Raw genomic sequence first — 22,728 nt, 5'->3', positions numbered from 1 at the left:
CGCGGCCACGTGCACGGGGGTTGCCGTCGTCGCCGCGACGCTTTGTCCCATGCGCGGCGCGCCGGCGGCGGCAGGCGGCCGGGCCACGCCTGCTAGAATGCCCAGGCCGGTTCGCCGGCGACCACAAACGTCTTCAGGGCGGGGTGCGATTCCCCACCGGCGGTAGGTGCGTTCGCGCACGAGCCCGCGAGCGCTTCCCGGCGCAGGCGCGATGCGCCGAACCGGGAAGGTCAGCAGATCCGGTGCGATGCCGGAGCCGACGGTATAGTCCGGATGAAAGAAGACGGCTTTCGCGCGGCCTCGCGGCTGTGCGCGTGCCTGTTTGCCTTGTGGCGTTTTTCGCTCACCCCATTGCGAGAAACGTAGCTATGTTCACTGGAATCATCGAAGGCGTCGGCCATCTCGCCGCACGCCAGCCGCAGGGCGGCGATGTCCGCTTCACCTTCGCCACCGGCAGCCTGCCGTTCGCCGACGTGCGCCTGGGCGAGAGCATCGCGGTCAACGGCGTGTGCCTGACCGTGATCGCCTTCGACGCGGCCTCGTTCCAGGCCGACGCCTCCACCGAGACCCTGGCGCTGACCACGCTCGGCCGCCTGGCCGAGGGCGCGGTGCTGAACCTGGAGCGGGCGATGCGCCCCAGCGACCGCCTCGGCGGGCACCTGGTCAGCGGCCATGTCGACGGGCTGGGCGAGGTGTTGTCGATCCACGACGACGCGCGCGCGCAGCGCTGGCGTTTCGCCGCGCCGGCGGCACTGCTGCGCTACATCGCCAAGAAAGGCTCGATCTGCGTGGACGGGGTCAGCCTTACCGTCAATGCGGTCGACGCGGAAGGCTTCGAGGTCGCGCTGATCCCGCACACCGTGGCGCACACCGCGTTCGCGCAGACCGCGGTCGGCGCGGCGGTGAACCTGGAGATCGACCTGGTCGCGCGCTACGTCGAACGCCTGCTGCAGGGCCGCCAGGACTGATCCTGGCCGCGTCCATCCTTCCGCCACGCTGCGCCGCTGCCTGCGGCGCGCGCGGCATCCTCCGTCTTTGCCGAGTGTCCGCATGTCGCCTTCCGTCACCCCGAGCCTGAATTTCGCCTCCGTCCCCGAGCTGCTGGAAGAACTCCGCGCCGGCCGCATGGTGGTCATCGTCGACGACGAGGACCGCGAGAACGAGGGCGACCTGATCATGGCCGCCGAGCTGGTCAAGCCCTCGGACATCAACTTCATGGTCACCCACGCGCGCGGCCTGGTGTGCCTGTCGCTGACCCGCGAGCGCTGCGCGCAGCTGGGCCTGGCGCCGATGGTCCAGCGCAACACCGCGCAGTTCCATACCAACTTCACCGTCAGCATCGAGGCCGCCGAGGGCGTGACCACCGGCATCTCCGCCTACGACCGCGCCCACACCGTGCGCACCGCGGTCAAGCCGGACGCCAAGCCGCACGACCTGAGCCAGCCCGGCCACATCTTCCCGCTGATCGCCCAGCCGGGCGGGGTGCTGACCCGCGCCGGCCACACCGAGGCCGCCAGCGACCTGCCGATGCTGGCGGGGCTGGAGCCGGCCGGCGTGCTGGTGGAGGTGCTCAATCCCGACGGCAGCATGGCGCGGCGTCCGCAGTTGGAGGAATTCGCCCGCACGCACGGCCTGAAGATGGGCTCGATCGCCGACCTGATCGCCTACCGCCTGGCCACCGAGCACACCGTCGAGCGCATCGACGAACGGCCCATCGACACCGAGTTCGGCGGCTTCACCCTGGTCACCTACCGCGACCGTATCGCCCACGACCTGCATTTCGCCCTGGTCCGCGGCACCCCGGACGCCGACACCCCGACCCTGGTGCGGGTGCAGGTGGAGAATCCGCTGGCCGACCTGCTGCACTGGCGCCGCGAGGACTTCGGCGTGGCCGCCAGCGATGCGCTGCGCGCGATCGCCGCCGCCGACCGCGGGGTGATGGTGGTGCTGTCGGCCCCGCGCGACAGCGAAGCGCTGCTGGCGCGGCTGCGCGCGCAGCCGGAGGCGGCGCACGGCAAGGACGTCGGCCAGTGGCGGCGCAACGGCGCCGGCAGCCAGATCCTGGCCGACCTGGGCCTGGGCAAGCTGCGCGTGCTCGGCACCCCGCGCCGGCAGATCGGGTTGGCCGGGTTCGGGTTGGAGGTGGTGGAGCATGTGGAGCCGGGAATCGGGAATCGGGATGGGGGAATTGGTAAAAGCTGATTCCGCGCGATTCCCGCCATTGGCGGTCTGCACGGCCCCCAGACCGCTTTCCCGGGGCGCGGCCCCACCGCCTGCTAAACTCTCCCACCCCCTCAAGCTGCCACCGCCATGTCCCATTACGAAGGCGACCTCCGCACTCCCGAGTCGGCGCGTTTCGCGATCATCGCCAGCCGCTGGAACGCCCGCATCACCGACGTGCTGGTCGCCGGCGCGCGGCAGAGCCTGGCCGGCAACGGCATCGCCGAGGACGCGGTGGACGTGATCCGCGTGCCGGGCGCGTGGGAACTGCCGCTGGCCGCCGCACGCCTGGCCGCGGCCGGCAAGCATGCCGCGATCATCGCCCTGGGCTGCGTGATCCGTGGCGATACCCGCCACTACGAACACGTCGCCGACGGCTGCGCCGAGGGCCTGCTGCGCGTCTCGCTGGACTTCCGCATCCCGGTGCTCAACGGCGTGCTCGCCGTGGAGCAGGTCGAGGATGCCGAGGCGCGCGCCGGCGGCAGCCACGGCAACAAGGGCGAGGAAGCGGCGCTGAGCGCGCTGGAGATGGTCAACCTGCTGGAGCTGCTGCCGTGAACAAACCCGCTGGCCACAAGCACCCCCCACGCCGCGATGGCGTCGATCCGGTCCTGCGTTCGCGCGCGCGCCGGCGCGCGCTGCAGGCGATCTACGCCTGGCAGATTTCCGGCGGCAACGCCCAGCACGTGATCGCGCAGTTCGCGCACGAGCAGGCGCACGAGATCGCCGACCTGGTGTACTTCGAGAACCTGGTCGAAGGCGTGCTCAAGCACCGCGCCGAACTGGACGAAGCGCTGGTCGGCTACCTGGACCGCACGGTCGAGGAAGTGGACGCGATCGAGCGCGCGGTGCTGCGCCTGGCCGCCTACGAACTGCTGCACCGCATGGACGTGCCGTACCGCGTGGTGATCAACGAAGCGATCGAGACCGCCAAGCGCTTCGGCTCCGAACACGGCCACACCTACGTCAACGGCGTCCTGGACCGCGCCGCGCTGCAGTGGCGCGCGGTGGAGTCGGGGGGCTGAGGGGCCGGGAATGGGGAAACGGGAATGGGAAATGGCAAAAGCAGATGCCGTTCTCCTTCGAGATCGCCGACGTTCCGGCTTTCGCTCCTGCTTCTCACCATTTCCGACTCCCCATTCCCGATTCCCAGCCCCCAATGCCTGAATTCGATCTGATCGAGCGCCTGCGCGCACGCAGTCGGGCGCGTGCGGACCTGCCGCTGGGCATCGGCGACGATGCGGCGTTGCTGCTGCCGCCGGCGGGGGAGTTGCTGGCGATCACCACCGATACGCTCAATGCCGGTGTGCATTTCCCGGCCGAGACCGCGGCGGCCGACATCGGCTGGAAGACGCTGGCGGTGAACTTGTCCGACCTGGCGGCGATGGGCGCGCAGCCGCGCTGGTGCACGCTGTCGCTGTCGCTGCCGCAGGTCGACATGGCCTGGGTCGATGCGTTCGCCGAGGGGTTCTTCGCCCTGGCCGACGCGCACGCCATCGGCCTGGCCGGCGGCGATACCACGCGCGGGCCGCTGGCGTTGTCGGTCACCGCGATCGGCAGCGTGCCGGCGACGGCGGCGCTGCGCCGCGATGCCGCGCAGGCGGGCGACGAGGTTTGGGTGACCGGGCAGCCGGGCGAGGCCGCTGCGGCGTTGGCGTTGTGGCAGGCCGGGCGGTTGGACGTGGCCGCGCCGGCCGCCGATCCGGTGCACGAACACCTGCGCCAGCGCCTGCTGCGGCCGACGCCGCGCGTGCAGGCCGGCCTGCGCCTGCGCGGCCTGGCGCGGGCCTGCGTGGACGTCTCCGACGGCCTGCTGGCCGACCTGGAGCACATCTGCGCGCGCAGCGGCGTCGGCGCCGAATTGGACCTGGCCGCGCTGCCGGCGGTCGCCGCGCCGGCCGACGCGGATGCGGCGCAGGTGCACGCCTGGCAACTGGGCGGCGGCGACGACTACGAACTGTGCTTCACCGCCGACCCGGCGCAGCGCGCGGCGATCGTGCAGGCGCTGCAGGCGGTCGGCGTGACGGCGACGCCGATCGGGCGCATCGTCGCCGGCCGCGGCATCGTGGTGCGCGATGCCGGTGGCCGCGTCTGGCAGCCGCCGCGGCGCGGCTACGAGCACTTCCTGAGCTGATCCGGCCTGCGCCTGCGCGCAGCGGCCCTGCCAATGGCGCTGCCCGCGGGGGGCGGATGCCGCAGCGGCAGCCTCCCTCCCATACCGTGCCGCACTGCGGCGTGAAAACGTCCGTACCTGGTGGTACGGTCCGCCTGCCCGGCTCCGTGTCGAGCGCTCGTCATCGTTCTGGCGTAACCGTTCCGGCAGCCGGCCATTCCGGTCCGGCGCCGCTTGGGAGGCAGTCCATGCGTATGTCCGTGTCACGTCGCATCGCCCTGTGCGCGATGCTGCTGGTGTTCTCCGCCGCCGCGTCCGCGGCCGGTTTCAGCAAGCAGTACCAGCGCATTTCCAGTTTCGACGGCACCACGCTCGGTGCGCTGGTCCTGGTACCGCAGGGGCAGGGACCGGGGCCGTTCCCACTGGTGGTGATGCCGGCCAGTTGGTCGCTGCCCAACCTGGAGTACGTGGGCCGCGCCAGCGAGCTGGCCAACGACGGCTACGTGGTGGTCAGCTACACCTCGCGCGGCTTCTGGGATTCCCAGGGGCTGATCGACATCGCCGGGGCGCCGACGGTGGAGGACGTCAGCGCGGTGATCGACTGGGCGCTGGCCAATACCCCGGCCGACGCCAAGGCGATCGGCGTGTCCGGCATCTCCTATGGCGCCGGCACCAGCCTGCTCGCCGCTGCCCGCGACCCGCGGATCAAGGCGGTGGCCGCGCTCAGCGGCTGGGCCGACCTGCAGGCCTCGCTGTACGCCAACAGCACGGTCAGCCAACAGGGCGTCGCCCTGCTGGTCGGCGCCGGCGCGATTACTGGCCGGCCCGGTCCCGATCTGGCGCGGATCACCGCGCACGTGGCGGTGGGCGACTACGACGGCGCGGTGCAGGGCTTCCTGCCCAAGGCCGCCGAGCGCGGGGTGATCAACGAGCTGCAGGCGCTCAACCGCAACGGCCCGGCGGTGCTGATGGCCAATGCGTTCAACGACGGGCTGTTCCCGCCGAACCAGTACATCGACCTGTACAACCGGCTGAGCGTGCCCAAGCACCTGATGTTCAGCCAGGGCGACCATGCCACCGCCGAGTTGCCGGGCGCGCTGGGCCTGCCGAACCAGGTCTACACGGTCGCCACGCGCTGGTTCGACCATTACCTGAAGGGCCGCGACAACGGCGTGGACCGCGACGCGCCGGTGCAACTGTCCACCGTCGGCGGCGACTGGCTCAGCTACGCCGACTGGAACAGCGTGCAGGCCGGCGCCACCCGCTACGGCCTGAGCGGTCCCAGCGGCGTGCTGCTGCCGACCGGGGCGCTGACCAGCGGCAACAGCAGCGGCTGGACCTACCGCATCGCCACCGGCGTGCCGACGCTGGCCGATTCCGGCGTGGTGCTGGTCAGTGGCCTGTTGCAGGGCTTCGGCCAGCCGGTGACCACCTCGATTCCGCTGGTCAGCCGGGTGGGCGCCGCGGTGTGGAGCGGCCCGGCGCTGTCCAGCGCCAAGCGCCTGGTCGGTGCGCCGTCGCTGCGGTTGACGGTGACCCCGAGCCAGCCGAACGTGTCGCTGTTCGCCTATCTCTACAGCATGGACGGGGCGGGTTCGGCGCAATTGCTGAGCCATGTGCCGTACACCCTGCGCAATGCGACCCCGGGCACGCCGGTCACCCTCGACCTGGCGCTGCAGGCGACCGCGGCCGAGATCCCGGCCGGCCGCCGCCTGGTGCTGGTGGTGGACACCACCGATCCGCGCTACACCTCGGCCAGCCGCTTCGGCGGCACGGTGAGTTTCAGCTCGCCGGCGGCGACGCCGTCGTTCCTGAGCGTGCCGCTGCACTGAGGCAGTTCGCTTCTCCCTTCGGGACCATGGCCCCGAAGGGGGAAGGTGCCCCGCAGGAGCGGATGAGGGTACGGGTGAAGCGGCGTGTGGACAGATCCACGTGGCGCTGCGCGCGCCGACCCTCACCCCAACCCCTCTCCCGGCGGGAGAGGGGCTTTGGCTTCTCCCTTCTCCCCTCGGGAGAAGGTGCCCCGCAGGGGCGGATGAGGGTACGGGGCACCCCATGGCCCAAACGCAACGCGCCACGCCCGTTCTACACGGGAATTTACGCAGGTTTTATTCGAACCAGCGCGCGCTTTGCAACGAAGATATCCGGCGATTCCTATACTTTCCGCGCTGACGACGGGGATGGGTGCGTGGACTCGATGGCTGCAATCTTGAGCATGGCGCTGCCCGCAACGGTCGACTGCAGGCGCCATCCGCGGCATCCGCTGGCGGATGGCTGGCCTGGTGTCCGCATCTGGATCGCCGCGAGCCCACCCGCGTCGCGCCGCCGCCATGGCTGCCGCAGCGCATTGCAGCATCCGCCGCCACGCCGCCGCGCGCGTTCACTGCACGCACATTGACCCGCTGACGCCGCCGCCGCGGCGCTGCATTCCACCTCTCTCCCTGCGACGCGCCACCAGGTGCGTCGCCTGCGATGGCGCGTGCGCGTGAGGCGGCGCGCTGTCGTTGCCTCCCTCCACCCACAGAAGGACGGCTCGTTGCGAGCCGAAGTCGCGATGTCCATGAAGCTCCATCCCCTGTTCCTGTTCCTGTCCCTGGCCCTGCTGTGCGCCGGCCACGCCGCCGCCGCGGGCCTGGCTGCGCCCATGTCGGAGGCGATGCCGGCGTCGCAGGCCACCACGCCGCCGCCGGCGCGCAGCGCCGACTGTTCCGACGGCTTCTTCTCGCGCCTGGCCTCGGCCTATCGCGAGGATGCGCAACCGGCCGATCCCGATGCGCCGACGCCGGCGCGCCGCGGCCTGGCGGCGCCGTTCTCCTCGCCGCCGTTCCCGTCGGCCGAATGGCAGCTGGGCGCGGTGGACTACCCGGTCGGCGTGCCCAACGAGAATGCGCAGTACCCGGTGGAGAAGGCGCTGGCCTGCACGCGCGTGGGGCAGTGGATGCAGCGCAACCGCATCGAGCTGTACGGCTGGATCAATCCCTCGCTCAACGCCAGCACGTCCTCGCGCAGCAACTATCCGCTGTCCTACTCCACGCGGCCCAATCGCGGCGAGTTCAACCAGGCGCTGATCCGCCTGCAGCGCGTGCCGGACACGGTGCAGACCGATCATGTCGACTGGGGCTTCCACCTCGACGACCTGTACGGCTACGACTACCACTACACCACGATGAAGGGCGTCACCAGCGACCAGTTGCTGCACCACCCGCAGCCCAACAGCGCGCTCAACGGCAAGATCTACGGCAACGATCCGATGATCGCGCACGTGGACCTGTACCTGCCGTCGGTGGCGCAGGGCATGCTGGTCACCGTCGGCCGCTATCTGTCGCTGCCGGACATCGAGGCGCAGTTCTCGCCGAACAACTACCTGTTGACCCATTCGATCCTGTACACGGTCGATGCCTATACCAACATGGGCGTGCTCACCACCACCAAGCTCAACGACCAGTGGACGCTGCAGCTCGGCGTGCATGGCGGCGACGATTCGGCGATCTGGGACGCGACCAGCCGCCTGAGCGCGCAGGCCTGCCTGCGCTGGGTCTCCAAGAGCAACGACGACATGCTGTATCCGTGCGTGGAGTCGTACAACAACGCCGCGCAGACCTACAACAACCTGCAGGAATTCGTGCTGACCTGGGGCCATCGCTTCTCGCCGAGGGTGCACATGCTCACCGAGGCCTATCACCTCTACGTGCGCGACCAGGCGCTGGCCACCGATCCGTCGCAGTCGCACGCGCCGACCGGGCGCCCGGGCTATGCGCTGGGCGAGGCGCCGGACTTCCCGCTGGGACGCAGCACCGCCGATGCCATCGTCAACTACGTCAATCTCCAGCTCGGCGCATCGGACATGCTGGCGATCCGCAACGAGTTCGTGAACGACCACGACGGCCAACGCACCGGCTTCGCCACGCGCTACTCCAGCCACACCATCGGCCTCACCCATTGGGTATCGCAGGACCTGGAGATCCGCCCGGAGCTGCGCTACGAGCACGCCTACGATTTCCCGGCCTACGACGGCGGGCGCCGCAATCATCAGGCGACGGCGTTGATCGACGCGATCCTGCACTACTGAGGACGGCGCACGCGGTGCCGGTCGCGTCGCGCGGCATCGCGCGCTGCCGGCGCCGGCCATGGCGATGCGCCTGCAACGTGCGGTTTTACGCAGAATTTATGCGCGCCGCGCGGCTTCGCCACGGAGAGTTTATGGCGCCGGCTTCGATAATGCCGGCCTGGGCCAGAAGGCCTGTCCGACCCGGCGTGCGTCGCCATGTTGCGCTTCCCTTCTGCCGCCGTGCGCGCGTCGCGCACGGTGGTGTTCCCATGCGATTGCGGCCTGCCGTGCGGCGGGCCGTCCCTTTGTTTCGGAGTTGAGACCATGAGCGGTTGGCTTTCGTTCGTTTGCGGCGTGGCGGTGATCGTCGCGGCCGGTTACCTGCTGTACGTGATCCTGCGCCCCGAAGATTTCTGAGCCGAGTGCCACTTCCATGATCGATACATTGCTTGTCTATGCGCTCGCGCTGCTACTGGGATGGCCGCTGGGCCTGTACCTGGCCAAGGTGATGCGCGGGGCGCCGATGCGCGGCGACGCGCTGTTCGGCTGGATCGAACGCCCGCTGTACCGCCTGCTCGGTACCGACCCGGCGCGCGGCATGCACTGGCGCGCCTACGCCGGCGCGTTCCTGGCCAGCAACCTGGTGCTGGGCGTGCTGGTGTTCGTGCTGTTCGTGACCCAGGCCTGGCTGCCATTCAATCCCGATGCGGTGCCCAACATGCGCTGGGACGTGGCCCTGCACACCATGGTCTCGTTCCTCACCAATACCGATCAGCAGCACTACTCGGGTCAGGCGCAGCTGTCGTACCTGTCGCAGGCGGTGGGCGTGGTCGGTCTGCAGTTCATTACCCCGATGATGGGCCTGGCGCTGGTCGCGGCGACGCTGCGCGGCCTGTTCGGCGGGCGCGGCCATGACGCGGCGCGCACGGCGGCCGCCAGCGGCGGCGAGGCGGCGCAGGATGTGGATCTCGGCAACTACTGGGCCGACGTGATCCGTCCGACCCTGCGCTTCCTGCTGCCGCTGTGCCTGCTGTGGACGCTGCTGCTGACCCAGCAGGGCGTGCCTTCGACGCTGGCCGCCGGTCCGGTCGCCACGCCGCTGGACGCCAGCGCCGGGCAGCAGACGCAGAAGATCCCACTCGGTCCGGTCGCGGCGATGGTGGCGATCAAGCAACTCGGCACCAATGGCGGTGGCTGGTACGGCCCCAACAGCGCGATGGCGCTGGAGAATCCCACGCCGTTCTCCAATCTGCTCGAGGTGCTGGCCATCGTGCTGATCCCGGTGGCGGTGGCCTTCATGGTCGGCCCGTTCACCGGGCGTCGCAAGTTCACCGCGCTGGTGTTCGGCAGCATGCTGGTGATGTCGCTGGCGTCCACCGCGGTGTCGCTGTGGGCCGAAGGCCATGCGCCCGGCAGCGCCGCGCTGATGGAAGGCAAGGAGGTGCGCTTCGGCGTCGATGCGTCGGCGGCCTGGTCCTCGCTGACCACGCAGACCTCCAACGGTTCGGTCAACGCCATGCACGATTCGCTGGCGCCGCTGACCGGCGGCGTGGCCATGGTCAACATGCTGGTCAACGCGATCTGGGGCGGCATCGGCTGCGGCCTGCAGCAGTTCCTGGTGTACCTGCTGCTGAGCGTGTTCCTGGCCGGCTTGATGACCGGGCGCACCCCGGAACTGTTCGGGCGCAAGATCGAGGCACCGGAAGTGCGCCTGCTGGCGCTGCTGATCCTGCTGCAGCCGCTGGTGCTGCTCGGCTTCACCGCGGTCACGCTGGCGCTGCCGGCGTCGATGTCGGCGACCTCCAATCCCGGCTTCCACGGCATCAGCCAGGTGTTCTACGAGTACACCTCGGCGTTCGCCAACAACGGTTCCGGTTTCGAAGGGCTGGGCGACGGCATTGCGTGGTGGAACCTGAGCTGCACCGTGGTGCTGCTGCTGGGCCGCTATCCGGCGCTGATCGTGCCGCTGATCGTGGCCGCGCAACTGGCGCGCAAGCGGGTGGCGCCGGAAACCGGCGGCAGCCTGCAGGTGGAAACCCCGACCTTCGCATTGACCCTGATCGCGGTCATCGCGGTCCTGACCGTTCTGCAATTCACGCCGGCTTTGGTGTTGGGACCGATCGCCGATCACCTGACCCTGGCCGCGCACTGAGACGACGACGATGAGCACCCCGCTTCCTTCTACTTCCGTGGCTTCTTCGCCGGCGCGCCGGCCTGGGCTGTTCGATGCCGCGGCGCTGCGCGCGGCCTTGCGCGACAGCGTGCTGAAGCTGTCGCCGCGGCACCTGCTCGGCAGCCCGGTGATGGCCGTGGTCTTCGCCGGCACGCTGCTGTCGGCGCTGATCACCGTGGCCGGCCAGGGCCCGGCCGGCTTCGGCTGGGCGGTGACCGCGATCCTGCTGGTCACCGTGCTGTTCGGCAACTTCGCCGAAGCGGTGGCCGAGGCGCGCGGCCGCGGCCAGGCCGCCTCGCTGCGGCGCGCGCGCAAGGACCTGGTGGCGCGCCGGGTCGCCAGCGCGCGGCTGGATGGCGAGACCAGCGTGCCCGCCGCCGAACTGCGCCCGGGCGACCTGGTGGTGGTGTCGGCCGGCGAGCTGATCCCGGCCGACGGCGAGATCGTGCACGGCCTGGCCACGATCAACGAGGCCGCGGTCACCGGTGAATCCGCGCCGGTGCTGCGCGAGGCCGGCACTGATCGCTCCGGCGTCATCGGCGGCACCAAGGTGCTGTCCGACGAGATCCTGGTGAAGGTCACCGCCGAGCCGGGCCACAGCTTCCTGGACCGGATGATCGCGCTGGTGGAAGGCGCCAACCGGCAGAAGACGCCGAACGAGATCGCGCTGACCATGCTGCTGGCGGCGATGACCCTGACCTTCCTGATCGTGGTCGCCTCGCTGCCGGCGATCGCCGGCTTCGTCGGCGTGCACGTGGACCCACTGCTGCTGATCGCGCTGCTGGTGTGCCTGATCCCGACCACCATCGGCGGGCTGCTGCCGGCGATCGGCATCGCCGGCATGAACCGCGCGCTGTCGGCCAACGTGCTGGCCAAGTCCGGCAAGGCGGTGGAAGTGGCCGGCGACGTCGATGTGCTGCTGCTGGACAAGACCGGCACCATCACCCACGGCGATCGCCAGGCCACCGTGTTCCATGCGCTCAGCGGCGTGGACGTGGCGCAACTGCGCGAGGCGGCGATGCTGTCGTCGCTGGCCGACCCGACCCCGGAAGGCAAGTCGATCGTGCGCCTGGCCCGCGAACAGGGCCTGCCGCCGGCCGATCCGGCGGGCGCCGAGTTCGTCGCCTTCACCGCGCAGACGCGCATGTCCGGCGTCGACCTGCCGGCGGCCGGCATGCAGCCGCCGCGGTCGATCCGCAAGGGCGCCGCCGACGCGCTGATCCGCCACGTCACCGCGCTGGGCGGGCAGGTGCCGGCGGAACTGAAGGGCCGGGTCGAGCAGGTCGCGCGCAGCGGCGCCACGCCGCTGGTGGTGGCCGAGGGCCGGCACGTGCTGGGCGTGGTCGAACTGTCGGACGTGGTCAAGCATGGCGTGCGCGAGAAGTTCGCGCGGCTGCGCGCGATGGGCGTCAAGACGGTGATGATCACCGGCGACAATCCGCTCACCGCCGCGGCCATCGCCGCCGAGGCCGGCGTCGACGACTACATCGCCGAGGCCACGCCCGAGGACAAGCTGGCGCGCATCCGCCAGGAGCAGGCCGGCGGACGCCTGGTGGCGATGGTCGGCGACGGCACCAACGACGCGCCGGCGCTGGCGCAGGCCGACGTCGGCCTGGCGATGAACTCCGGCACCCAGGCGGCCAAGGAGGCCGGCAACATGGTCGATCTGGATTCGGATCCGGCCAAGCTGCTGGCGGTGGTCGAAGTGGGCAAGCAGCAGTTGATCACCCGCGGCGCGCTGACCACCTTCTCGCTGGCCAACGACGTGTCCAAGTACTTCGCGATCCTGCCGGCGCTGTTCGCCGCCTCGATCCCGCAGATGGCCGCGTTGAACGTGATGCATCTGTCCAACCCGACCAACGCGGTGCTCGCGGCGCTGATCTTCAATGCGCTGGTGATCCCGGCGCTGATCCCGCTGGCGCTGCGCGGCGTGCGCTTCACCCCGTCCTCGGCGACCTCGCTGCTGCGCCGGAACATGCTGATCTACGGCGTGGGCGGCGTGCTGCTGCCGTTCGTCGGGATCAAGGTCATCGATCTGCTGCTGGTGGCGCTGGGCTGACCCCAGCGCCGATTCTCACGCTCTTTCGGAATTGCCTCCATGACTGTGTCCTCCGTTTCCCTCCGCGAACCGATGCGCTGGCGTGCCGTGCTGGTGCTGCCGCTGCTGGTGCTCGCGTCCGCGGCGCTGTACTCGCTGCTGGCCACCGTGCTGGCCGGCGCGCTGTTCCCCGAGCAGGCCAACGGCAGCCTGCGCACCCACGACGGCCGCGTGGTCGGCTCGGCGCTGGTGGCGCAGCCGTTCGCCGCTGCCGGCTACTTCCAGCCGCGTCCGTCCGGCGCCAAGTACGACCCGATGGCGGCAGCCGGCAGCAACCAGGCGCGCAGCAATCCCGACCTGCGCAAGCGCCTGGACGACACCCGCCAGGCGGTGGCCGCGCGCGAGGGCGTCGACCCGGCGCAGGTGCCGGACGACCTGATCACCCAGTCCGGCAGCGGCATGGATCCGGACATCAGCGTCGCCGCGGCGCAGCTTCAGGTGGCGCGCGTGGCCGCCGCGCGCGGCCTGCCGCCGCAGACCGTCGCCGCCCTGGTCGCCGCGCAGACCCAGCCGCGCCAGTTCGGCGTGCTCGGCAGGCCGCGGGTGAACGTGCTGGCGCTGAATCTGGCCTTGGACGCGGCCGGGAATGGGGAAACGGGAATCGGGAATGGGAGGGAGCAAAAGCGGTAAGGCGCGCCGCGCTGTAGGCTTTGCGATTCCCCATTCCCTATTCCCCATTCCCAGCTCCAAATGCCCGACCCCCGCACCCAGCAGGCCGATGCGCTGATCGGCGAACTCCAGCGCGCGCGCGGCGGGCGCCTGACCGTGTTCCTCGGCGCGGCGCCGGGAGTCGGCAAGACCTACGCGATGCTGTCGCGCGCGCGGCAGTTGCAGCAGCAGGGCCATCGGCTGGTGGTCGGCGTGGTCGAGACCCACGGCCGCGCCGAGACCGCGGCGCTGCTGGAAGGCCTCACCGTGCAGCCGCGGCGGCGGCTGGAGTATCGCGGCCGCACCCTCGACGAGATGGACCTGGATGCGCTGCTGGCGCTGCGCCCGCCGCTGGTGCTGGTGGACGAACTGGCGCATCGCAACGCGCCCGGCAGCCGCCACGAGCGGCGCTGGCAGGACGTGCAGGAACTGCTCGACGCTGGCATCGACGTCTACAGCACGGTCAACATCCAGCACCTGGAAAGCCTCAACGACGTGGTCCACCGCATCACCGGCGTACGCGTCAGCGAGACCGTCCCCGATGCGATCTTCGACCGCCTGCGCGACATCGTGCTGGTCGACCTGCCGCCGCGCGAACTGATCGAGCGCCTGCAACAGGGCAAGGTCTACCTGCCCGAGCAGGCCGGGCAGGCGCTGCAGGCGTTCTTCTCGCCGTCGAACCTGGCCGCGCTGCGCGAGCTGGCGATGCAGACCGCCGCCGACCGCGTCGACAACGACCTGCGCGACGTGCAGGCCGCGCAGGGCCGCACCAGCGTCGCGCTGCGGCGCACGGTGATGGTGGCGATCGACGGGCGCGGCCAGTCCGACTATCTGGTGCGGGTGGCGCGGCGCCTGGCCGAACGCCGCGGCGCGCCGTGGACGGTGGTCACGGTGCAGACCCAGGCGCAGCCCGATGCCGACTGGCAGCTGGAGATCGACCGCGCCTTCGCGCTGGCGCGGCGGCTCGGCGGCGAGGCCGCGCTGCTGCACGGTGCCAACGTCGCCGACACCCTGCTCGACCACGCCGCGCGCAGCGGCGTGTCCACCCTGGTGCTGGGCCGCACCCGCGAGCGCCCGCTGGCGCGGATGATCAACCGCACGCTGACCCAACAGCTGCTGCAACGCGGCGCCCACTACGAGCTGGTGATCATCAGTTCGCCGGAAGCGCGCGCCCGCGCGCGGCGGCGCTGGCGCAGCCCGGGGCATTGGCTGTCGCGCGACGACCTGGTGTTCGCCACGGTCGCTACGCTGGCGGCGGTCGCGGTGGGCTGGCTGGCCGAGCGCTGGGTCGGCATCGACGACCTGTCGATGGTGTTCATCGTCGCGGTGGTGATGGTCGCGGCGAAGACGCGGATGGCCGCGGCGGTGCTGGCCGCCATCCTGAGCTTCCTCGCCTACGATTTCTTCTTCATCGATCCGCGCTACACCCTGCACATCGGCGCGCGCCAGGGCCTGGTCACGGTGCTGCTGTTCCTGGTCGCGGCGCTGGTCGCCGGGCGCCTGGCCTCGCGCCTGCGCATGCAGGTGCTGGCGCTGCGTGCGGCCAACGCGCAGACCACCGCGCTGCAGCGGTTGGGCCGCGAGCTGGCCAGCGCCGCCGACCTGGGCCAGGTGCTGGAGGCCGGGCGCCGCGCGCTCGCCGGCACGCTCGAGGCCGAGGCCTGGCTGCGCCTGCAGCCGCTGGAGCGCGCGCACGCCGGCGCCGACGACTACGCGCCGTCGATGGCCGCGGTGGACCGCAGCGCCGCCGACTGGGCGCAGCGTCACGGCCAGGCCACCGGCCGCTTCACCGACACCCTGGCCGGGGCGAGCTGGTGGTTCCTGCCGGTGCGCCACGAGCGCGGCGCGATCGGCGTGGTCGGCCTGCGCTTCGGCGCCGGCGTGCAGCGCCCGGGCCTGGAGCAGCAGCGCCTGGCCGAGGCGATGGTCGAGGACATCGGCCAGGCCGCGCTGCGCACGCGCCTGGTCGCCGACCTGGAGAGCGCGCGGGTCAGCGGCGAGACCGAGCGGCTGCGCTCGGCGCTGCTGTCCTCGGTCTCGCACGACCTGCGCTCGCCGCTGGCGGCGATGATCGGTGCGGCCAGCAGCCTGTCCAGCTACGGCAAGGCGATGGACGCGGAGGACCGCCGCAGCCTGCTCGACACCATCCAGATGGAAGGCGAGCGCCTGGACCGCTACATCCAGAACCTGCTGGACATGACCCGGCTCGGCCACACCGGGCTGACCTTGAACCGCGACTGGATCGGCGTGGATGAACTGATCGGCTCGGCCGCGCGGCGCCTGCAGCGCTACCAGCCGCAGGTGCGCCTGGACATCGCCCTGGCCGCCGAGCTGCCGACGCTGTGGGTGCACCCGGCGCTGGTCGAGCAGGCGATCTTCAACGTGCTGGAGAACGCGGCCAAGTTCTCGCCGGCGGACGCGGCGATCCGCGTCGCCGCCGGCATGGTCGAGGGCCGCCTGCGCATCGACATCAGCGACCGCGGCCCGGGCATTCCCGAGGACGAGCGCGCGCGCATCTTCGACATGTTCTACAGCGTCGAGCGCGGCGACCGCGGCCGCCACGGCACCGGCCTGGGCCTGACCATCTGCCAGGGCATGATCGGCGCGCACGGCGGCAGCGTCGAGGCGCTGCCCGGTCCCGATGGCCGCGGCACCACGATCCGCATTACCCTGCCGCTCATCGAACCCGCCGCGCCGCCGTCCCGCCCCGATGCCGACTGAGTCCCACGCCGATCCGATTCCGCCGCCGCGCGTGCTGGTCATCGACGACGAGCCGCAGATCCGCCGCTTCCTCGACATCAGCCTGCGCGCGCAGGGCTACCGCGTGCTGCAGGCGGACACCGGCGCCGCCGGCCTGGCGCAACTGGCCGCGCACGGCGCCGAACTGGTGGTGCTGGACATCGGCCTGCCCGACCAGGACGGGCACAGCGTGCTGCGCGAGCTGCGGCAATGGTCGTCGGTGCCGGTGATCATGCTGACCGTGCGCGCCGGCGAGGCGGAGAAGGTGCAGGCGCTGGATGCCGGCGCCAACGACTACGTGACCAAGCCGTTCGGCGTGCAGGAACTGATGGCACGCATCCGCGTGCTGCTGCGCATGCAGCCGGTGGCCGGCGAGGCCGAGCCGGTGTTCGACGACGGCCACCTGCACATCCACCTGGGCCTGCGCGAGGTGCGCCTGGACGGCGAGGCGCTGCCGCTCAGCCGCAAGGAGTACGCGCTGCTCGCGCTGCTGCTGCGGCACAGCGGCCGCGTGGTGACGCAGCCGCAACTGCTGCGCGAACTGTGGGGCCCCACCCACCAGGACGACACCCACTACCTGCGCATCCTGGTCGGCAAGCTGCGGCAGAAGCTCGGCGACAGCGCCGTGGCCCCGCGCTACATCGCCACCGAGCCGGGCGTGGGGCTGCGCTTCATCGGCGTGCAGTGTCCGTCCGCGTGATGTGCCGTGGCTGCCTCCCCGGGTGCCCGTAGGAGCGGCTTCAGCCGCGACCGGGAACGCCGCCGTGGCGACCAAGCCGCGCCTGCACCGGCAATGCGTGTGTTCGAGGGCGGCGGGCCGAGATAGCCGGAAGAACAGATGCCCTTGTCCTCACTGCCCATCGTGATCAACCCGGACCGCTTCCTGCAAACGGAACATGGTCGCGTCTGGACGCCGGAACGCAACCGAGCCGCGTGGCGGCAAAGCCACGATGCCCTCAAGGCCATCCTCGCCGGTGCGCGCGAATCCGCCGCAACCTGGACGGTGGTGATCGTCTGCGGCCTGCAGGGCGCGGGCAAGACGACATGGATTGCGCAGCAACCGATCCGGCCCTGCACCGTCTACTTCGACGCGGCCCTGCCCGGAGCCCGGCATCGGGCGCCGATCGTCGCCATTGCGAAAGCGGCCGGCGCCCGGATCGAGATCGTCTGGCTCAAGGTGGCGTTGGATGTCGCGATCGCGCGCAACCTGCAGCGGGCAGAGGATGAGCACGTTCCCGAGGAGTCGATCCGATCGGTAGCCGATCTCTTCGAAGCGCCGACGCTCGCCGAAGGCGTTGATCACGTCCGCGTCGTCACCCCTGCCGAATGGGCGCCATGAAGCGTTGCCTCCGTGGCAGGAACGCCCAGCAGGGCGGACATCGCCGCCGCGCCGCGCGATCGTTGCCAGCCGCTGCTGGAGACGCGGGCAAGGGCTGAGGCCGAGGACGGCACTTGCGCCGTGCCGTGTTCACCCGGCCAGCCAGGGCGCCCAGTGCTTGCTTCGGCGTTCGCAGCGCGCAGCCAGGCCCTTGCGATGACCGATTGGAGAAATCGCCATCGCGGTGGATCGTCCCGAGACAGAGACGCTGGCGATGGCCCGGGTGGTGCAGGCGGTCTCCACAAGGCATGTAGGAGCGGCAGGGCGGCAGGGCGGCATGGCGACGTTGCACTGCATCCGCTCGCGAAAGACGCTGTTGCGATTCCCGATTCCCGATTCCCGATTCCCGATTCCCGATTCCCGATTCCCGATTCCCCCTCAAGGCTCCGGCAACACCTTCCCCGGATTGAGGATCCCATCCGGATCCAGCGCACGCTTGATCGCGCGCATCGCGTCCAGGGTGGCGGTGTCGAAGGCCTGGTCCATGTAATCGCGCTTGGCCACGCCGATGCCGTGTTCGCCCGACAGCGTGCCTTCCAGCGCCAGCACCAGCGCGAACAGCCGCGGCAACGCCGCATGCGCGCGCGCGGTCTCGGCGGCGTCGTCCGGCGCGTACATGATGTTGACGTGCAGGTTGCCGTTGCCGGCATGGCCGAAGGCGACGATCGGCAGGGCGAACTCGGCGGCCAGCGCTTCCACGCCGGCGACCAGCTCGGGGATGCGCGACACCGGCACCACCACGTCCTCGTTGATCTTGCCCGGGCGGATCGTGCGCAGCGCCGGCGACAGCGCGCGGCGCGCCGCCCACAGGCGGTCGCGCGCGCTGCCGTCGGCGGCCACGTCCAGCGCCAGTAGGCCCTCGCCCTCGGCCGCCGCGCCCAGCGCCTGCAGCGCGTAGGGCAGGGTGTCGTGGTCGCCGTCGGCTTCGATCAGCAGCATCGCGCCGGCCTCGGGCACGTCGCTGCCGTTGCGGCGCAGCAGCGCGATCGCGCTGCGGTCCATGAACTCCAGCATGGTCGGCGTGCTCGGCTGCGCCATCAGCCGCGACACCGCCGCCGCGGCACTGGCGGCGTCGCGGTACAGCGCGCGCAGTCCGGCCTGCGCCAGCGGCCGCGGCGACAGCTTCAGCGTCGCTTCCACGATCAGCGCCAGGGTGCCTTCGCTGCCGACCAGCAGGTGGGTCAGGTCGTAGCCGGTGGCGTCCTTGGTGTAGGCGCCGCCGCAGCGGATCAGTTCGCCGCTGCCGGTCACCGCGACCAGGCCGAGCACGTTGTCGCGGGTGGCGCCGTACTTCACCGCGCGCGGCCCGCCGGCATTGGTGGAGAGGTTGCCGCCGACGCTGCAGATCTCCGCGCTGGAGGGATCCGGCGGCCAGAACAGCCCGTGCGGCGCCAAGGCCTGCTGCAGGTCGCCGTTGAGCACGCCGGGCTCGACCACCGCGCAGCGGTCGGCCGGACGCAACTGCACGATGCGGTTCATGCGCGCGAACGACAGCACCACGCCGCCGGCGAACGGCACCGCGGCGCCGGCGGTGCCGGTGCCGGCGCCGCGCGCCACCAGCGGCACGCGGTACGCGCGGCAGGCGCGCACGATCGCCTGCACCTGTTCGCGGGTCCGCGGCAGCGCCACCGCGTCGGCCAGTGCCCAGCGCCGCGAATCGTCCTCGCCGTAGCTGCGCCGGCTGTCGGGATCGGTACGCCAGCCCTCCGCGCCGAGCAGGGCGGAAAGGGTATCGGTGAGCGCGGTGGGCAAGGCGGTGGTCATGGCGAAGGCGGCGACGACGAAGTGGAGGGCGAGGGCGGCTGCAGCAGTTTCCAGGTCAGCACCGCCAGCGCCAGCGGCAGCCACACCCAGCGCAGTTCCGACAGCAGCGTGGCCACGCCGCGCGCACTGAAGAAGCCGTTGGCGAACGGCGAGACGCGGATCGGCCGCCACGGCGCGAACCAGCGCTGCTCGCTCCACGGCCAGGCCAGGGCCACGCCCAGGCCGCCGGAGGTCAGCGCGTCGAGCAGCGGATGCGAAACGGTGCAGACGAACAGCCATGCGGCCGCCTGCAGCGCGCCGGCGCGCAAGGGCCGGTGCAGCGCCGCGCCGAGCGCGCCCAGCACCGCGGCGAACAGCAGCGAGTGGCTGGCGCCGCGGTGGCCGAAGGCGTCGGCATAGGGAATGTGCAGGGCGAAGCCGAGCACGTCGGCGTCGGGCAGCATCGCCGCGACGATGCCGGCGCCGAGCAGGCGCGTGGAGATGCGCCCACGATCGGCGGCGGCCCACAGCGCCAGCGGCACCGCGGCGTGGGTGAAGATGCTGGGCACCTCAGCAATCCTCGGCGCGGAACGCGTCGCGCAGCCAGGTCAGCCGCGGCGGATCGCCTTCGGCCTCGACCACGTCGAAGCGGCACGGCCAGCTGGCGTACTGCGGATGCGCGGCCAGGAACAGTTGCGCGGCCAGCAGCAGGCGGCGGCGCTTGCGCTGGTCCACCGAGGCCGCGCCGCCGCCGAACGCGGCGTTGCGCCGGTAGCGCACTTCGACGAACACCAGGCTCTGCGCCTGCTGCATCACCAGGTCCAGCTCGCCGCCGCGGAAGGCGACGTTGGCGGCGATCAGACGCAGGCCGGCGCGCTCCAGTTCGGCGCGCGCCGCCGCTTCCACCGCGTTGCCGCGTCGGCGCCGCTCAGTTTCCATCGGGCAGCGGGGTCGGACGCCCGCCGCTGAAGGTGGACCAGGCCGGGGTGCGCACGATGTTGCCGAAGCCGTCCAGGTGCAGCTCGCCGGTGGCGCCGCGCAGGCCGCTGTCCTTGGCGGTCGCCAGCTTCTCCAGGTAGGCGGTGATCTGCCAGGCGTCGTAGCCGAAGGCGAACAGGCGCCCGGCCGGGCCGCGCGCGGTCGGCAGCATGTCGGCCACGCTGGCCGCCGCCGGCAGGCCGCCGACGCCGCGCACGTTCCACAGTTCGCTCGGGTAGACGATGCCGTCCAGCACCAGGTCGTCCTCGGGCTTGCCGGTGCCCAGCACCAGCTGCGAGGTCGCCACCCGGGTCTTGCCGGCGAAACCGGCCAGGGCCAGCTGCGGCGCCAGCGCGCGGGCGGTATTGCCCTTGACCGCCAGCAGCACCGAGTCGGCGGCGCCGGCATTGCGCAGTTGCGCGGCGATGTCGCCGGGCGTCTCGGCCACGCTGATGCTGCCGGCGACCTTGCCGCCGCGCTCGCTGAAGCGGTCGCGGAACGCGGCCACCGCACGGCGGCCGTTGTCGTCGTTGCTGCCGATCACCAGCGTATTGCCGCGCTCGTGCGCCAGCAGGTACTCGGCGGCGGCGATGCCGTCGTCTTCCGGGGCCAGCGAGAAGCCGGCGCTGCCGCCCGGCGGGGCCTGGGTGCCGCGGTTCAGCGCCAGCACCGGCACCGGCAGCGCATCGCGCGCGAACAGCGCGGTGACCTCGTCGCGGCCGAGCGGGCCGACCACGAAATCGGCGCCGCCGTCGACCGCCTTCTGGTAGGCGGCCAGCGCCCCGGCCGGGGTGCCGGTGGTGTCGATGAAGTCGATCGGCGGGCGCCGCCGGGTTTCGCCGTAGTAGCCGGCGAGCAGGCCGTCGCGCACCGGCGCGGCCGCGGTGGCCAGGCTGCCGCTCAGCGGCAGCAGCACTGCCAGCTTGGCCGGCGGGCGGTAGCCGTCGCGTTCGGCCGGCGGCCGCTTGCTGGTGTCGAAGCCCCATTGCTCGCCGCGGTCGAACGGGCGCGGCAACGCCAGGCCGCGGCTCAGCAGCGCGCGGCCGACGAAGTTGTACAGCGGGTCGCCGGCCGGTAGCGCGGCGGCGCGCGCCTGCAGGGTGGCGTCGTTGAGCGTGGCCAGCTGGCGCACGATGGCGCGCTGGTTGTCGCTGCGCGCCTGGCCGTTGAGGCCGTTGTCGGCGCGGGCGCGTTCGTCCAGCGCCGCGGTGGCGTCGCCGGTGCCTTCCAGCGCCTGCGCGCGGGCCAGGTGCCAGCGCGCACGCAGGTTCTGCGGCACCGCCTGCGGATCGTTGCCCAGCGCCTGCAGCGCCTTGGCCGGCTGGCGGTCGGCCAGGGCCAGCTCGGCCTCGACCAGCGCCGCCCGCACCTTGCTCGGGGTCGGCAGTTGCCGCAACTGCACCTGCGCCAGCAGGCTGCGCGCGCGCGCGGCGTCGCCGGCCTCGTACCAGGCGAAGGCGGCATCGGCCAGCAACTGGTTGCGGGCGCTGCCGGCGGCGCCGGCGGCCTGCGCCTCGAGCTGCTGCGCCGCCTCCCGCGGCTTGCCCTGATCCAGCAGCGCCAGCGCCGCCGACTGGGCCGGCGAGGCGCTCGGCGTCACGCTGGTGGTGGCGCAGCCGGCGACGAGCAGCGCCAGCAGCGACAGGGCGGAAATCCTTGCGAATCGCTTGTTCATTTCTGGTCCATTCGGCTGGGCACGCCAGGCGCGCCGGGGAAAACCGCTACGATTCTACCCTTGACCATGGAAAGCCCGTAGATGAGCGCCCAGCCCGGAACCCTGCATGTCGTCGCCACGCCGATCGGCAACCTCGCCGACCTGACGCCGCGCGCCCAGGAGACGCTGCGCACGGTGGCGGCGATCTGCGCCGAGGACACCCGCCGCAGCGGCCAGTTGCTGGCCCACTTCGGCATCGAGCGGCCGCTGCTTGCGCTGCACGAACACAACGAGGAGGCGCTGGCCCAGCGCATCGTCGCGCGGCTGCTGGAGGGCCAGTCGCTGGCCCTGGTCAGCGATGCCGGCACCCCGCTGGTCAGCGATCCGGGCTACCGCCTGGTGCGCGCGGCGCGCGCGGCCGGGGTGCGGGTCAGCCCGGTGCCCGGCGCCTGCGCGGCGATTGCCGCGCTCAGCGTGGCCGGCCTGCCCAGCGACCGCTTCGCCTTCGAGGGCTTCCTGCCGGCCAAGGCCTCGGCGCGCCGCGAGCGCCTGGCGCGGCTGGCCGGCGAGCCGCGCACCCTGGTGTTCTACGAAGCTTCGCACCGCATCGCCGAGTCCCTGGCCGACTGCCGCGCCGCCTTCGGCGACGCCCGCCCGGCGGTGCTGGCGCGCGAACTGACCAAGCTGTTCGAGACCGTGCTCGACGGCACCCTGGCCGACCTGCACGCCCGGGTCGAGGCCGACGACAACCAGCGCAAGGGCGAGTTCGTGCTGATGGTGCAGGGCGCCGGCGACGACGCCGATGCGCAGCTGGCCGAAGGCCGCCGCGTCTACGCCAAGCTCAGCGAGCATCTGCCGCCGTCCACCGCCGCCAAGCTGGCTGCCGAGCTGACCGGTGCCTCGCGCAAGGCCTTGTACGGTGGCTGAGGCGACACG

General features: G+C 71.6%; 19 protein-coding genes and 1 riboswitch. Of the genes, 15 read left to right on the top strand and 4 right to left on the bottom strand.

From position 1 onward, the window contains the following. The first annotated feature begins 125 nt into the window (after positions 1-125). Positions 126-289: riboswitch (FMN riboswitch) on the top strand. A 79-nt stretch (positions 290-368) separates the two neighbouring features. The 14 genes from AC1PME_RS17570 to AC1PME_RS17505 all read left to right on the top strand — a co-directional run bounded on the left by AC1PME_RS17570 (position 369) and on the right by AC1PME_RS17505 (position 17,378). Beyond that, positions 369-968 (top strand): riboflavin synthase, encoded by a 600-nt coding sequence (locus AC1PME_RS17570; protein WP_307552379.1) that lies wholly within the window; start codon positions 369-371, stop codon positions 966-968. 106 nt (positions 969-1,074) lie between these two features. Then, positions 1,075-2,202, top strand: coding sequence for a 3,4-dihydroxy-2-butanone-4-phosphate synthase (ribB, locus tag AC1PME_RS17565; RefSeq protein WP_481098143.1), 1,128 nt, complete (start codon positions 1,075-1,077; stop codon positions 2,200-2,202). Between the two features lie 108 nt (positions 2,203-2,310). Next, a complete protein-coding gene (gene ribH / locus AC1PME_RS17560; RefSeq protein WP_254459125.1) occupies positions 2,311-2,778 on the top strand; it encodes a 6,7-dimethyl-8-ribityllumazine synthase in 468 nt (155 codons plus the stop codon). Then, on the top strand, positions 2,775-3,245 hold the full coding sequence (gene nusB, locus AC1PME_RS17555) for a transcription antitermination factor NusB (RefSeq protein ID WP_254459124.1): 471 nt from the start codon (positions 2,775-2,777) through the stop codon (positions 3,243-3,245). The genes ribH and nusB overlap by 4 nt, the downstream gene beginning before the upstream one ends. A gap of 134 nt (positions 3,246-3,379) precedes the next feature. After that, on the top strand, positions 3,380-4,354 hold the full coding sequence (thiL, locus tag AC1PME_RS17550; protein WP_481096550.1) for a thiamine-phosphate kinase: 975 nt from the start codon (positions 3,380-3,382) through the stop codon (positions 4,352-4,354). A gap of 227 nt (positions 4,355-4,581) precedes the next feature. Further along, complete coding sequence (locus tag AC1PME_RS17545; RefSeq protein ID WP_481096549.1) at positions 4,582-6,165, top strand: CocE/NonD family hydrolase; 1,584 nt, start codon at positions 4,582-4,584, stop codon at positions 6,163-6,165. Positions 6,166-6,887: 722 nt separating this feature from the next. After that, positions 6,888-8,402: an outer membrane beta-barrel protein gene (locus AC1PME_RS17540; protein ID WP_481096548.1), complete on the top strand. Its 1,515-nt coding sequence runs from the start codon at positions 6,888-6,890 to the stop codon at positions 8,400-8,402. A 303-nt stretch (positions 8,403-8,705) separates the two neighbouring features. Further along, positions 8,706-8,798 (top strand): potassium-transporting ATPase subunit F, encoded by a 93-nt coding sequence (locus tag AC1PME_RS17535; protein WP_010341961.1) that lies wholly within the window; start codon positions 8,706-8,708, stop codon positions 8,796-8,798. A gap of 16 nt (positions 8,799-8,814) precedes the next feature. Then, complete coding sequence (kdpA, locus tag AC1PME_RS17530; protein ID WP_481096547.1) at positions 8,815-10,533, top strand: potassium-transporting ATPase subunit KdpA; 1,719 nt, start codon at positions 8,815-8,817, stop codon at positions 10,531-10,533. A 10-nt stretch (positions 10,534-10,543) separates the two neighbouring features. After that, the gene (gene kdpB / locus AC1PME_RS17525) at positions 10,544-12,613 is read left to right on the top strand and encodes a potassium-transporting ATPase subunit KdpB (RefSeq protein WP_481096546.1); all 2,070 of its coding nucleotides are present in this window, start codon (positions 10,544-10,546) and stop codon (positions 12,611-12,613) included. A gap of 39 nt (positions 12,614-12,652) precedes the next feature. Continuing rightward, positions 12,653-13,282, top strand: a complete 630-nt coding sequence (gene kdpC / locus AC1PME_RS17520; RefSeq protein WP_481096545.1) for a potassium-transporting ATPase subunit KdpC — start codon at positions 12,653-12,655, stop codon at positions 13,280-13,282. A gap of 60 nt (positions 13,283-13,342) precedes the next feature. Continuing rightward, positions 13,343-16,021 (top strand): sensor histidine kinase, encoded by a 2,679-nt coding sequence (locus AC1PME_RS17515; protein WP_254459119.1) that lies wholly within the window; start codon positions 13,343-13,345, stop codon positions 16,019-16,021. Beyond that, positions 16,011-16,739, top strand: coding sequence for a response regulator (locus tag AC1PME_RS17510; protein ID WP_242160658.1), 729 nt, complete (start codon positions 16,011-16,013; stop codon positions 16,737-16,739). The genes AC1PME_RS17515 and AC1PME_RS17510 overlap by 11 nt, the downstream gene beginning before the upstream one ends. 138 nt (positions 16,740-16,877) lie before the next feature. Continuing rightward, entirely contained in the window at positions 16,878-17,378 is a 501-nt protein-coding gene (locus tag AC1PME_RS17505) for an AAA family ATPase (RefSeq protein WP_481096544.1), read from the top strand. A 417-nt stretch (positions 17,379-17,795) separates the two neighbouring features. Here the strand turns inward: AC1PME_RS17505 and AC1PME_RS17500 are convergent, their stop codons facing one another. From AC1PME_RS17500 to AC1PME_RS17485, 4 genes are read right to left on the bottom strand one after another with little or no spacing between them, the layout of a single operon-like run. Continuing rightward, positions 17,796-19,181 (bottom strand): FAD-binding oxidoreductase, encoded by a 1,386-nt coding sequence (locus AC1PME_RS17500; RefSeq protein ID WP_481096543.1) that lies wholly within the window; start codon positions 19,179-19,181, stop codon positions 17,796-17,798. Then, entirely contained in the window at positions 19,178-19,729 is a 552-nt protein-coding gene (locus AC1PME_RS17495) for a metal-dependent hydrolase (protein WP_481096542.1), read from the bottom strand. The genes AC1PME_RS17500 and AC1PME_RS17495 overlap by 4 nt, the downstream gene beginning before the upstream one ends. Before the next feature lies 1 nt (position 19,730). Next, complete coding sequence (locus tag AC1PME_RS17490) at positions 19,731-20,099, bottom strand: YraN family protein (RefSeq protein ID WP_481096541.1); 369 nt, start codon at positions 20,097-20,099, stop codon at positions 19,731-19,733. Then, the gene (locus AC1PME_RS17485; RefSeq protein ID WP_481096540.1) at positions 20,089-21,813 is read right to left on the bottom strand and encodes a penicillin-binding protein activator; all 1,725 of its coding nucleotides are present in this window, start codon (positions 21,811-21,813) and stop codon (positions 20,089-20,091) included. Before AC1PME_RS17485 ends, AC1PME_RS17490 begins: the two co-directional genes overlap by 11 nt. 81 nt (positions 21,814-21,894) lie before the next feature. Between AC1PME_RS17485 and rsmI the strand changes: the two genes are divergently transcribed. Continuing rightward, positions 21,895-22,719: a 16S rRNA (cytidine(1402)-2'-O)-methyltransferase gene (gene rsmI, locus AC1PME_RS17480; protein WP_307552357.1), complete on the top strand. Its 825-nt coding sequence runs from the start codon at positions 21,895-21,897 to the stop codon at positions 22,717-22,719. Positions 22,720-22,728: the final 9 nt, after the last annotated feature.

The organism is Xanthomonas sp. NCPPB 901 (genome assembly GCF_056725085.1).
This window is presented reverse-complemented; position numbering and strand designations above follow the sequence as displayed.